Genomic DNA, 14,684 nt, shown 5'->3' with positions numbered 1-14,684 from the left:
GAGAAAACGGTTTACTAAGACTAAATTTAGTTAATAAAAAGGTAAAATATAAAAACGAATTCATATTGGTATCACCAATAATTTATGAACAAATATTTAAAAAAACTAAATAAATCTATTATTAGACTGAATATAAATTAGATTTAATAGCATTTTAAATGAATAAAATGAAAATAAAATTACTTAAATGTAAAAAATATAAACAAACTGTGTTCGACACATTCTTTGGTAATTTGACAAAAAAATAAAAGAGAATAATATAGAGTATGTGCTTCGTAGAAAACACATTATGTTTTAATATGAAGTAAATTTTGGAGTAGATTATATAACTATAATATATCTTTATACATATAAATAATTTACTCTAGATTAAAAAATTAAATATTTTCATGAAAGGAAGTAGTCTTATGAGCAGTGTTAAAAAACTTACACTTTTCCAACTTATAGGAATCACAATGGCCTTCTTTGGTACAGTTAGAAGTGTTCCTACATTAGCAATAAACGGTTGGACTCAAATCTTTTACCTTGTAGGAGCAGTTGTTGTTTTTGCTATCCCTATATCATTAATAGCAGCAGAACTAGCAACAGGATGGCCAGAAGAAGGAGGTCCTCACGTTTGGGTTAAAGCAGCCCTAGGAGAAAAATGGGGATTCGTAACATCATGGCTTTTATGGGTTCAAATGTTCTTCGGAATGGTTATGGTTGCTTCAACAGTTGGAGTTTTACTTGGCTATGTTGTAGGAAATGCAGAATTAGCAAGTAACCATGTATTTATATTTATCGTTATACTTATTTCTTATTGGGGAGTTACTTTACTAAACCTTAAATTCGATATGGTTAAGATCGTTGGTAACTGGGGTGCTATAATTGGTGTTTATATTCCATTCGTAGCATTAGTAGTACTAGGTTTAGCATACTTCTTTAAAAACGGAATCCAAGTTGATAGTTACTTAGGAACATTCAGCGCAAGCAAGTTAATACCAAACTTCAGTGATTTCGGAAGTTTAACTTATTTCTCAGGAATTATATTTATATTTGCAGGGGTAGAAATATCATCAGTTCATGCTAATAATATTGAAAACCCAAAGAAAAATTATCCAATAGCTGTTATAGGTTCAGTTATTCTTTTAGTTATATTTAACTTAATAGCTGGTTTAACAGTTGCAAATGCAGTCCCAATGGGAAAAATGGAATTAGCTAATATAACTCAACCATTTGTTATATTCTGTGCAAGTCTTGGAATACCATCAGTATTCTCAAACATAATATCAGCTATGATAGCAATAGGTGTATTAGTTCAATTAAGTGCATGGGTACTTGGACCATCAAAAGCAATGATTAAAGTTGCTGACGAAGGAAACTTACCAAGAGTATTCCAAAAGAGAACTTCAAATGGAGTACCAATAACATTCGTTTTAATACAAGCTATAGTTATTTCATTAATATCAATAACTTACTTAGTAACAGACGATGTTAACAGTGCATTCTTTATGATCACTGTAACTACTACTATACTTTACTGCGTAGTTTATATCTTAATTGCAGTTTCAGCTATAGTTTTAAGATACAAAGCACCTAATGTTGAAAGACCTTTCAGATTAGGATCAGGAAATGGATTAATGTGGATAGTTGCATTACTTGCTTTATTCGGTGTAGCAATCACTATAATAGTAAGTTTAATACCACCATCAATATTACCAAAAGAACAACATACTGGATATATTGCATTCCAAGTAATTGGAACAATAGTAAGTGTAGTAATACCACTTATAATATTCAAATGTAAGAAACCAGAATGGAAAAAAGTAGATAATAAATAATTTAAGCATTATTTTATTATAAATTAAAAGCATTATTTAAAAACAAAAAAGCATTATTTAAAACAAAAAGCATTAAATCAATATATTTGAAACGTATGATTATTTAAACTGAGGTTAATCTTTCATTTTAAATGGTCATATGGTTTGTAATATATTACAAAGCATATGAAAAGGAGACTTATAAATGAGCGCACAAGATTTAAACTTAAAAGCATTATTTTTAGGACCAAAGTCAGAAAACAAAGATACATTTGAAAAACATTTAAAAATGTTATTTGAAGATCACAGCGAATGGAGAAAAAACTACCATCCAGAAGATAAGAACATAATAAAGAAAGCAGACATGTGTGAAGAAGACTACATGATGACTGCTGACAGAATGGAAGAAGTTTTAACTGAATTATCAAGAAAGTTAAGATCACAATCATTACCATGGCATTCACCAAGATTCTTAGGACATATGAACTCAGAAACTTTAATGCCAGCTATATTAGGATACTTCGCTGCAATGTTATACAATGGTAACAACGTTGCTTACGAATCATCACCAGGAACTTCAGAAATGGAAGAAGAAGTTGGAGCAGATTTTGCAAAACTTATGGGATACGAAGATGAAATAGGTTGGGGACACATCTGTGCTGACGGATCAATCGCTAACTTAGAAGCTATCTGGTATGCAAGAAACATAAAATCATTACCACTTGCAATGAGAGAAGTAGCACCTGAATTAGTTGAAGGAAAAACTGAATGGGAATTATTAAACATGTCAACTAAAGATATCTTAGACTTAGTTGATAGAGTACCAGAAAAGTTAGATGATTTAAAAGATAAATCAGCTAGAAGCGGTAAAAACTTAGGAAAATTAGGAAAATGGTTTGTTCCACAAACTAAGCACTACTCATGGCTTAAATCAGCTGATATAATCGGTATCGGTTTAGACCAAGTTGAAGCTGTAGAAGTTAACGAACAATACAGAATGAATACAGAAGTTCTTGAAAAGAGAATAAGAGAATTAGCTGCACAAGGAATCCCAACTCTAGGAGTTGTTGGTGTTGTTGGTTCAACAGAAGAAGGAGCAGTTGATGATATACACAAGATCATAGCTGTAAGAGATAAATTAGCTAAAGAAGGAATAAACTTCTACGTACACGTTGATGCTGCATACGGTGGATATGCTAGATCAATATTCTTAGATGAAAACTTCAACTTCATTCCTAAAGATGAATTAAAAGCTAAATACTTAGAGCATGGAGTATTCTTAAACGAAGAAACAGAATGGCCTTCAGATGATACTTATGAAGCATTCAAGGCTATAAGCGAATGTGATACAGTAACTATCGATCCTCACAAAATGGGATACATCCCTTACTCAGCTGGTGGTATAGTTATAAAAGATAAGAGAATGAGAGAATCAATCTCATACTTTGCAACTTACGTATTTGAAAAAGGAATGGACATCCCTGCATTACTTGGAGCATTCATGCTTGAAGGATCAAAAGCAGGAGCTACAGCTGCATCAGTTTGGACAGCTCACAGAACATTACCATTAAACATAACTGGATACGGAAAACTTATCGGAGCTGGAATTGAAGGTTCATTCAACCTTTACAACCACTTCAACGGAAAAGAATTCATGGTTGGAGACAAGAAGGTTATACTTAACACATTAATAAGACCTGATTTCAACATGGTTGACTTCGCATTCAATGAAGAAGGAAACACTGATTTAACTAAGATGAATCACTTAAACCACGATTTCTATGAAGAAGCTTCATATGTAAGAGGTGGATTATACAATAATGATTTCATCACTTCACATACTGATTTCGCAGTACCAGACTACGGAAACAGCCCATACCCATTTGTTAAATCACTTGGATTCTCAAGAGAAGAGTGGGATGAAGTACAAAAGGTTACTGTATTAAGAGCATGCGTACTTTCACCATTCATAAACAACAAAGAAACATTTGCTGAATACATGGATAAGGTAGATGCAGCAATCCAAAAGAAATTAGAAAATATCTACGACGTAAGATAATATAAATTTCTTATATAAGAAAGGACTTCACATTTTGTGAGGTCCTTTTTAGCTTTAAATATTATTTTATATCAAGGTCACTTAAGACTAATTTTAAATCATTAACTATAGCTTCACTAATTTTTTCATTATAAGTATTGAAGGTTTCCCTATCTGCAAAGAAAGGATTCATAGCTGTAGCTCTTAATACACTTACTTGATGAACTTTATCCCATTCATCTTTTGATATATTAAATTTATTTACAAAATTTACGAGACTATCACCATAATCTACATAATCAAATACTGTATGAGATGTTATAAAATCATTTGTAAATAGTTTTGTACAGAAGGAAGCTTCCTCATAGAATCTATGATTTAATTCATTCATGAGCTTTAAATCAGTATTTCCTTCTATATTAAAAGCAAAATCTACCATATTAAAGTCAGGATTAACTAAAGCATGTACTACTAAATTCTTACCACGAACCTCAAAGGTTTTTTGAGACTCTATCCTATTATAAATATTATGAGCACCCTCTATACTAGAGCCTATTAATTTACCATATCCTGTGATATTAAGGGGTAATACTTTATGAGCAGCCCAAACAGCAGCGGCAGATGCACCAGCTTTAGAACCTTCTAGAGTGAAAGCACCTAATAAAACTGGAATATCCATACCTTTTTCAAAAACATAATTAGCAAAATATGATATGCAATCTTTCATTCTTTTATCCTTAATGCATATTCCACCTGCTGCATAAGGAACATAACCCATTTTATGAGGATCTATGGTTATACTGTCTGCCTTGTCCATAGATTTAAAAGCATTATATATTGAAGAAGATGGCCAATCTACATCATCAGGGTTTTGGAATATATTATGTTCCTTAAACTTTTCCTTTAGATCTGATTCTTTTATAAAATTAAAGTTTTCATCTAGGAATATTGAACGTGCATAAGCGCCAAAAGCAGCATCTACATGGAAATAGAAGTTAATACCTTGCTTTGAAAATTTATCTTTTAGGGCCACTATTTTATCTATATAATCGACAGCACCTTCTTCTGTAGACCCAACCACACCAACAAGGCCTAAAATAGGAACTTGATTTTTTATACAATTATTTATTATGTTCTCAAGGGCAGTTATATCCATCCTGAAATGGTTATCTACTGGAACTTCAATTAAATTGTCACTGCCAATACCTAATATATCTGCGGCCTTAAGCCATGAGTAATGTTTTGTTTGTGGAACTAATAACTTTCCGAGTTTTGGTATGATAGAAGATACAGCTCTTGCAGAATTGGATTTTATTTTATCAAGTTTCTTAGGATTCTTTTCTAATAAATCTAATATTTCATCAACTGACATGTTTAATAATTCCCACTCAGACTTTCCGGAAACAAGTTCAGGAGAAACTTCTTTAAGGGCAAGTGGGATAGATTTTAAGTTTCTTGCATACCATAAGGCCTCTAAGTTTGCAGTTGTACCATCAGCACTTATGTGTCCCCAACCTGTTTGAGGATTTATTCCCATAAGAGTACAGAAGTCTTCACCAACTTCACCTTCTAAAATAGTAGTTGCAGGTGCACCTTCATAAGCACAATTGTTACCATTGTAAAGCATAGCAGCAAAATATCCAAGTAAGGAAGGCATAAGTGTATCTGTATTCATATGACCTATATATCTCATTGAATGCCAAGGCATCATGTTAGATCTTAATTTAGAAGAAAGTTCTTCTAATATATTTTCAGTTTTATTTTGTGTATTTATAAAGTCTTGAGATGAAATTGTATCATTAAGTATTACATCACCATCTTCTGGATGAAAGTTTTTTCTCCATTGAGAATGTTGATTAAACATTTTTGTTAGATTTTTTAAGAAAAAATCCTCGTTTTCAGATTTTGGTCCTAAAAATAGGGCATCTAAATTTACATCAGTAGTATTTTCCATTAAAAACATCTCCTTAATATATTTAAAAATAGCCAATGTAAGAAATATTATTATATTAATTACATTGACTTGAATTATTACGACTAAATAATAGATGTTTAGTAAATATAGTGCAAAAATTAACAATATTTGAATAAAGGGTATATACTGGGAAGAATTATTAGTTTAATAAAAAAGGTACTTGATAAATGATAGAATAGGAAAAAAGTATATATAATATATAATTATTGGAATAAAGTATCCAATAGATACTATGAAAAAGATTACAAGGGGGATTTTTTTAGTAAATATTATTAATTGTTTATTATGATAAATTTCATACAAAAAATAGTAGCTATAGATAAACTATAGATTAGTGTTAATAATATATGAATTTAATGATTAAAAAAAGAAGATATTAATAAAAAGACTTTGAGAAATATAAAAAAATATTTAACTTTCTTAAGTATATAAAGATAAAGTTAAAATACAAAAAAATGATAATTAATACTATGTTTGACAATGAAAGTTAAAGGTTTATCATAAAGTTAAAAAATACGTACTTGTCCTTAATGATTTTATTATCATATGAGATAAAGTATTACGAGAGGAAGTAAGGAGATATGAGCAGTGTAAAGAAACTGACACTTTTCCAATTAATTGGTATAACCATGGCGTTTTTTGGAACTGTAAGAAGTGTACCTACATTAGCTATTAATGGATGGACACAGATATTTTATTTTGTTGGAGCTATAGTAATTTTTGCTATTCCGATATCATTAATAGCAGCAGAACTTGCAACTGGATGGCCAGAGGAAGGAGGACCACAAGTTTGGGTTAAAGAAGCTCTTGGAGAAAAGTGGGGTTTTGTAACTTCATGGCTTTTATGGGTTCAAATGATGACTGGTATGGTTATGGTAGGAACTACAGTAGGGGTATTACTTGGATATGTTGTAAACAATCCAACATTATCACAAAATAATGTTTTCGTAGCACTTTGTATACTTATATCATTCTGGGGTGTTACATTATTAAACTTAAAATTTGATATGGTTAAGATAGTTGGTGATTGGGGGGCAGTAATAGGTGTATACATACCATTTATAGCACTTGTAGCATTAGGAATAGCTTATTTAATTAAATTTGGATTAAATCCTAATGGTTATCTAGGAACTTTTAGTGCAAGCAAACTAATTCCTGATTTTCATGATTTGGGAAGTTTAACTTATTTCTCAGGAATTATATTTATATTTGCAGGAGTAGAAATATCATCAGTACATGCTAATAATATTGAAAATCCAAAGAAGAATTATCCAATAGCAGTTATTTTATCAGTAATAGTACTTGCAATATTAAATTTAACTGCAGGACTTACTGTTGCAAATGCAGTTCCTGATGGACATATGGAACTTGCAAATATTACACAACCATTTGTTATTTATTGCAAAGGACTTGGAATACCAGCAATATTTAATAATATAATATCAGCTATGATAGCAATTGGGGTATTGGCACAAATAAGTGCTTGGGTACTTGGACCATCAAAAGCAATGATTAAGGTTGCTGAGGAAGGAAATTTACCAAAATTGTTCCAAAAGAGAACAGATAAGGGAGTACCTATAACTTTTGTAATAATACAAGCTATAGTTGTATCTCTTCTTACATTAGCATATGTAGCAATTCCAAATGTAAATAGTGCATTCTTTATGATTACAATAACAACAACTATACTTTATTGTATAGTATATATTTTAATAGGGGTGTCTGCTATATTGCTAAGATATAAAGAACCAAATGTTAATAGACCATTTAGATTAGGTTCACATGGAAATGGCTTTATGTGGGTAATAGTTTTACTTGCTTTGTTCGGAGTTATCCTTACTATAATAGTAAGTTTAATACCACCATCAATATTAAAAGAGAGTGAACATACTTTCTATATATTATTCCAAATAATTGGAACAATAGTAAGTGTTATAATTCCATTATTAATATTTAAATTTAGAAGACCTGAATGGAAGAAGAATTAAAGAAGAATAAGTAAAGAATAATCACTGCCTTAATAATACAATAAATGTATTATTAAGGCAGTGATGTTAAAAGATTGATTTACAAAGCTATATTTTCACATTATTAATAAAGTAATCATGTAAATATTAATGTTTATCCATATTAATACAGAAAAATTAATCAAATATGAACTATTAATCAAAATCTTTTCAATAAGATGAATTATATGTATATATGGGAAAATTTTGCATGAATAAAAAATCAACAAAGTATTAAAAAGTAAACAAATTTTTTTTAAATATACGCAATTAAATCTGGGCAATTTGACAATAACTCGCTAAGGTATAAGATAAAGATGTAGCCAAGCTACGACAGTTTAGTGATTATTGTTTTGTTAAATCCAGATATAGATTATTAAAGCATTAAATTTATTAAAAGCATTGGTAATAAAACAAAAATCACTGATTGTAAGATTAAAAATTTAATATTGAAAGAGAGGAATTATTCTTATGAGCAGTGTTAAAAAACTTACACTATTCCAACTTATTGGGATTACTATGGCTTTCTTTGGTACAGTAAGAAGTGTACCTACATTAGCTATTAATGGTTGGTCTCAAATTTTTTATTTAGTAGGAGCAGTTATTGTATTTGCTATTCCAATATCACTTATAGCAGCAGAACTTGCAACTGGATGGCCAGAAGAAGGTGGTCCTCAAGTTTGGGTTACAGAAGCGCTAGGTGAAAGATGGGGATTTGTAACTTCATGGCTTTTATGGGTTCAAATGTTCTTTGGAATGGTAATGGTTGCTTCAACAGTTGGAGTTTTACTTGGTTATGTTGTAGGTGATGCAAAACTTGCACAAAACCACATATTCGTATTTATAGTAATTATTATTTCTTATTGGGGTGTTACTTTATTAAACCTTAAATTTGACATGGTTAAGGTTGTTGGTAATATAGGTTCTTTAATAGGTGTTTATATTCCATTTATAGCATTAGTTGTATTAGGTATAGCATATGCAATTAAAGTTGGTATTCAACCAGGTAGTTATTTAGGAACATTTAGCGCAGATAAAATTATACCTAATTTCCACGATTTCGGAACTTTAACATATTTCTCAGGAATTATATTTATATTTGCAGGGGTAGAAATATCATCAGTACATGCTAATAATATTGAAAACCCTAAGAAAAATTACCCAATAGCTGTTATAGCATCAGTTATTTTATTAGTAATAGTTAACTTAATTGCAGGTTTAACTGTTGCAAATGCAGTTCCAATGGGTAAGATGGAACTATCAAATATAACTCAACCATTTGTTATATACTGTGAAGGTTTAGGAATACCATCAATATTTAATAATATAATATCAGCTATGATAGCAATTGGTGTTCTAGCACAATTAAGTGCTTGGGTACTTGGACCATCAAAAGCAATGATTAAAGTTGCTGAAGAAGGGAATTTACCACCATTTTTCCAAAAGAGAACAAAAAAGGGAGTACCAATAACATTTGTTTTAATACAAGCTATAGTTATTTCATTAATATCAATAACTTACTTAGTAACATCAGATGTTAACAGTGCATTCTTTATGATTACAATAACAACAACTATTGTTTATTGTGTTGCATATATCTTAATGGCCATATCAGCAATTGTATTAAGATATAAGAGACCAGATGTTAAGAGACCATTTAGACTTGGAGCAAAAGGAAATTCATTAATGTGGATTGTTGCAATACTTGCAATTATTGGTGTATCAATTACTATATTAGTAAGTTTAATACCACCATCAATATTACCAGCAAGTGAAGGTCCTGGATATATAGCATTCCAAGTAATTGGAACAATAGTAAGTGTGGTAATACCACTTATTATATTCCACTTTAGAAAACCTGAATGGAAAAAAGTAAAATAATAAATTATCAATAAAAGCATTAAAAATACTATTAATATAGTAAAACATCATATGACATTTAAGTCTTAGCATTATCTTAGATGTCATATGATTTTAATAAATATTATAAAGCCCTCAATGAAACGTGTGGTAATTTAAAATGAATTGCATTAGTTTCATTTTAAATGGTCATATAGTTTTAATTGAGTCTACGAAGGAGAAGATATAAATGAATGGACAAGATTTAAACTTAAAAGCATTATTTTTAGGACCAAAGTCAGAAAACAAAGAAACTTTCGAAAAGTATTTAAAGATGTTATTTGAAGATCATAGTGAATGGAGAAAAAATTATCATCCAGAAGATATGCCAATAATCAAAAAGAACGATATGAATGAAAAAGATTTTGGAATGACTTCAGATAAAATGGAAGAAGTTTTAACAGAATTATCAGTTAAACTTAGATCAAAATCATTACCATGGCATTCACCAAGATTCTTAGGACACATGAACTCAGAAACTTTAATGCCAGCAATTTTAGGATACTTCGCTGCAATGTTATACAATGGTAACAACGTTGCGTATGAATCATCACCAGGAACTTCACAAATGGAAGAAGAAGTTGGAGCTGATTTTGCAAGACTTATGGGATATAAAGATGGAATTGGTTGGGGACACATCAGTGCTGATGGATCAATAGCTAATTTAGAAGGTATTTGGTATGCAAGAAACTTAAAATCATTACCACTTGCAATGAGTGAAGTTTGCCCAGAACTTGTAGCCGGAAAAACTGAATGGGAATTATTAAATATGTCAACTGAAGAAATCTTAGATTTAGTAGCTAAGGTTCCAGAAAAATTAGATGATTTAAAAGATAAATCAGCAAGAAGTGGTAAAAACATTCAAAAATTAGGTAAATGGTTAGTTCCACAAACTAAGCACTATTCATGGCTTAAAGCTGCTGATATCATTGGTCTTGGATTAGACAATGTTGAAGCTGTAGAAGTTACTGATAAATTTAGAATGAACACAGAAGTTCTTGAAAAGAAAATCAGAGAATTAGCTGCACAAGGAATTCCAACTCTAGGAGTTGTAGGAGTTGTTGGTTCAACAGAAGAAGGAGCAGTTGATGATATACACAAAATCATAGCTGTAAGAGATAAGTTAGCTAAAGAAGGAATACATTTCTATGTACACGTTGATGCTGCATACGGTGGATATGCAAGATCAATATTCTTAGATGAAGATTATAATTTCATAGCTAAGGATGAATTAAAAGAAAAATATTTAGAACATGGAGTATTCTTAAATAAAGAAACTGAATGGCCTTCAGATGATACTTATGAAGCATTTAAAGCTATAAGTGAAGCTGATTCAGTAACAATCGATCCACATAAAATGGGATATGTACCATATTCAGCTGGTGGTATAGTAATAAAAGATAAGAGAATGAGAGATTCAATTTCATACTTTGCAACTTACGTATTTGAAAAAGGAATGGATATTCCTGCATTACTTGGAGCATTCATGCTTGAAGGATCAAAAGCAGGAGCTACTGCAGCATCAGTTTGGACTGCACATAGAATATTACCATTAAATATTACAGGATACGGAAAACTTATAGGAGCAGGTATTGAAGGTGCATATAATTTCTATACTTACCTTGAAGGAAAAGAATTTAAGGTTGGAGATAAAACTATAAAGATGCACAATTTAACAAGACCAGATTTCAACATGGTAGACTTTGTATTTAATGAAGAAGGAAATACAGATTTAGCTAAAATGAATAAGTTAAATCATGATTTCTATGATGAAGCTTCATATGTTGATGGAGGATTATACAATAATGACTTCATTACATCACATACTGATTTCGCTGTACCAGACTACGGAAATAGCCCACTTAACTTTGTTAAAAGATGTGGAATAACTGAAAAAGAATGGGATAAAGAAGAAAAGGTTACTATCCTAAGAGCTTGTGTACTTTCACCATTTATAAATGATAAAGAAGTATTCAATGAATATATGGACAAGATTCACACAGCTATTCAAAAGAAATTAGATAAAATCTATGATGTAAGATAGTATATTATATTAAAGTAGCAAGGTTTATTACTTTGCTACTTTTTTTATTTTGATATAGTAAAAGAATGACAAAATAATAAGGCAACATTATAATTGATATAATGTTGCCTTATTTTTATATAAGTAAGTATAATTATAATTAAAAGATACTCATAATTATAGGAATAGTTATAATTGAAAATAGAGTAGTTACAAAGACTAATTTAGCCGCCAGATCTTTCTGTATATTATATTGTGCTGCAAATGCAGAACATACAACTGCGGCAGGCGTAGCTTCTAGTAGTACACAAATATTTTTTAAAAAATGATTTGCATTAAAAAGGCTTATTAAAAGAAATACCATTACAGGTATTAATATAAGTTTTATAAAACTTATGTAATATATAATTTTTCCTTTGAATATTTCTTTAAGTTTTAAATTGCCAAGCATAGCCCCAACTATAATCATGGCAAGTGGAGTAGTAGTGTTACCGATTAATGATATTGTCTCGGATATTGGGTCAGGTAATTTAAATTTAGTTATAAGCAGAATTATACCTAAAAATATCGCTATAATACCTGGGTTTAAAATTATCTTTTTTAAAGCATCTTTATAGTTATTCTTTAAATTAGTTTTACTAAATAATATAGTTCCGTAAGTAAAAAGAATTATATTATAAGGAATTCCGTAAATTGCTGTATAAAATACTCCAATTTTCCCATATAAACCAGCCATTAAAGGGTAGCCCATAAAGCCTGCATTTGAAAATATAAGAGCACATCTAGATACAATTGAAGTATCTTTGTCAAACTTAATACATAATATCTTTGTTATAAAGATTAAGAAAAGATGTATAACTGTAGAATATAAAAATATAAGTTCTGCATTAAATATTTCCTCTTTTGATATATTATAATCAAATGAAGAAAGGATCAAAAAGGGAAGTGCTATATTTAATAAAAACTTAGAAAGAGATTCATTACTTTCCTCAGAAATTATGTTCTTTTTCCTAGCATATACTCCAACAAGCATAATTAAAAATAGTATTATAACTTGATTTATTATTGTCATATTCAATTTTATCAACTCCAGTGTTATATTTTAATACACATTATAATTATACATTTATAATAGACATAGTGTTGATGAAGCCGAGAAGATTAATATATTATTAACATGAAAAATAAAAGGGTATCGACAAAGCATTACATCGATACCCTTTTAAGCATTATTTATCTATTTGATTATAAATGAGTGACTTATTTAAACATTATTTTAAGCATTATTTTAAAATTTATTTATCTATTTTAAATTATCTTTTATGAACAGTGTGTATATTTAAATTTTTATTTTAATTTATTAAGCATTAACTAAATTAAAATTTTCCGAATCTTTATTTTAAAATTATTTTAGCATTATTGTTTAGCTATTTCCGTTTAAAACATTATTATTTGTTATAGTATCTATTACAGAATAATTTATCCCCTAAATAAATTATTACTTAATAAATCACTATTTAACTATTATTTTAGTAAAACCTTTTTTACCTTTTTTAATCATTGCAAAGCCTTCTTCGAAGTGTTCTTTTTCTAAAGTTTTTGCAATATCAGAAACTTTTTCATCATTTATTGCTAATCCGCCTTGAGCTACGAATCTCTTAGCTTCTGATTTTGATGGGAATACATCAAATTCAACCAATACATCTAATAAGTTATTACCTAAATGAGTTTCAGTTATTTCGATAGTTGGAACGTGTTCTAAATCAACGCCACCTTCGAATAAAGCTTGTGAAGCAACTAAAGCTTTTTGAGCATTCTCTTCACCATGAACTAATTTAGTAACTTCGAAAGCTAAAGTTTTCTTAGCTTCGTTAATTGCTGCGCCTTCAAGAGCACATAATTCATTTATTTCATCTATTGGTAAGAATGTTAAAAGTTTTAAGCACTTTTCAACATCAGCATCAGCTATATTTCTCCAGTATTGGAAGAATTCAAATGGTGAAACTCTTTCAGGATCAAGCCATAAAGCTCCTCCAACAGTTTTACCCATTTTTTCACCTTCGCTATTAGTAAGTAAGCTACAAGTCATAGCGTATACGCTTTCGCCTTTTTTCTTTCTTAATAAGTCAACACCCGCAATCATATTTGACCATTGGTCGTCTCCACCAAGCTCCATTTTACAACCGAACTTTTCATTTAATACTAAGAAATCGTAAGCTTGCATTAACATGTAGTTAAATTCTAAGAATGATAAACCTCTATCAAGAGCAAATCTTTTCTTGAAAGCATCAGCTGCTAACATCTTATTAACTGTGAAGTGTCCACCAACTTCTCTTAAGAAATCAATGTAGTTTAATCCTCTAAGCCAATCAGCGTTATTTACTAATATTGCTTTATCATCTGAGAAATCTATAAATCTTTCCATTTGTTTCTTTATTGATTCAACGTTATGATGAATTTGTTCATCAGTTAACATTTTTCTCATATCAGTTTTTCCGCTTGGATCTCCGATAGTAACAGTACCACCACCAATTAATACAATTGGTCTATGTCCAGCTCTTTGCATGTGAGCCATGAACATCATTGCGATAAAGTGACCAACATGTAAGCTATCAGCTGTTGGGTCAAATCCAATGTAGAAAGTAATTTTCTCTTTTCCTAATAATTCTCTTGTTTCCTCTTCATGAGTAAACTGTTTAATGTATCCACGTTCTTTTAGGATATCTAAAACATTTCTTTCCATTACTAAAACCTCCAATAATTAATGTATTTTTTATTTTTTTTGCATTAATTATTGACCTTCTTTAAATAAAACAATATAATATATGTGTGAAATAATGATATTGTAGAAGAGCAATAACTATGCAGTTTTGTGGGCTCTTTTATTTGCTATACGAATTTTTATTTATGACACTAAGTACTATTTGCTTAATAACTTTTAATT

General features: G+C 29.9%; 8 protein-coding genes. 5 read left to right on the top strand and 3 right to left on the bottom strand.

Annotated elements, in window-relative coordinates:
• Positions 1-407 precede the first annotated feature (407 nt).
• Both tyrP (K5V21_RS07060) and tdc (K5V21_RS07055) read left to right on the top strand, forming a co-directional pair.
• Positions 408-1,820, top strand: a complete 1,413-nt coding sequence (gene tyrP / locus K5V21_RS07060; protein WP_221860315.1) for a tyrosine-tyramine antiporter — start codon at positions 408-410, stop codon at positions 1,818-1,820.
• 184 nt (positions 1,821-2,004) lie between these two features.
• A complete protein-coding gene (gene tdc, locus K5V21_RS07055; protein WP_221860313.1) occupies positions 2,005-3,858 on the top strand; it encodes a tyrosine decarboxylase in 1,854 nt (617 codons plus the stop codon).
• A gap of 61 nt (positions 3,859-3,919) precedes the next feature.
• Here tdc (K5V21_RS07055) and K5V21_RS07050 read toward each other — a convergent pair whose 3' ends face one another.
• Positions 3,920-5,791 (bottom strand): pyridoxal-dependent decarboxylase, encoded by a 1,872-nt coding sequence (locus tag K5V21_RS07050; RefSeq protein ID WP_221860312.1) that lies wholly within the window; start codon positions 5,789-5,791, stop codon positions 3,920-3,922.
• A gap of 602 nt (positions 5,792-6,393) precedes the next feature.
• Here K5V21_RS07050 and tyrP (K5V21_RS07045) point away from each other — a divergent pair.
• The 3 genes from tyrP (K5V21_RS07045) to tdc (K5V21_RS07035) all read left to right on the top strand — a co-directional run bounded on the left by tyrP (K5V21_RS07045) (position 6,394) and on the right by tdc (K5V21_RS07035) (position 11,761).
• Positions 6,394-7,800 (top strand): tyrosine-tyramine antiporter, encoded by a 1,407-nt coding sequence (tyrP, locus tag K5V21_RS07045; protein ID WP_221860309.1) that lies wholly within the window; start codon positions 6,394-6,396, stop codon positions 7,798-7,800.
• A 489-nt stretch (positions 7,801-8,289) separates the two neighbouring features.
• Positions 8,290-9,699: a tyrosine-tyramine antiporter gene (tyrP, locus tag K5V21_RS07040; protein ID WP_221860307.1), complete on the top strand. Its 1,410-nt coding sequence runs from the start codon at positions 8,290-8,292 to the stop codon at positions 9,697-9,699.
• A 208-nt stretch (positions 9,700-9,907) separates the two neighbouring features.
• Positions 9,908-11,761: a tyrosine decarboxylase gene (gene tdc, locus K5V21_RS07035; RefSeq protein WP_221860305.1), complete on the top strand. Its 1,854-nt coding sequence runs from the start codon at positions 9,908-9,910 to the stop codon at positions 11,759-11,761.
• A gap of 139 nt (positions 11,762-11,900) precedes the next feature.
• Here tdc (K5V21_RS07035) and K5V21_RS07030 read toward each other — a convergent pair whose 3' ends face one another.
• Entirely contained in the window at positions 11,901-12,812 is a 912-nt protein-coding gene (locus tag K5V21_RS07030; protein ID WP_245000681.1) for an AEC family transporter, read from the bottom strand.
• Positions 12,813-13,253: 441 nt separating this feature from the next.
• Positions 13,254-14,483: a tyrosine--tRNA ligase gene (gene tyrS, locus K5V21_RS07025; protein ID WP_221860301.1), complete on the bottom strand. Its 1,230-nt coding sequence runs from the start codon at positions 14,481-14,483 to the stop codon at positions 13,254-13,256.
• Positions 14,484-14,684 lie beyond the last annotated feature (201 nt).

This window comes from Clostridium sardiniense, from assembly GCF_019753795.1.
Classification (GTDB): Bacteria; Bacillota; Clostridia; order Clostridiales; family Clostridiaceae; genus Clostridium; species Clostridium sardiniense.
The sequence above is the reverse complement of the archived record's forward strand: the minus strand, read 5'-3'. Positions and strand labels throughout refer to the sequence as shown.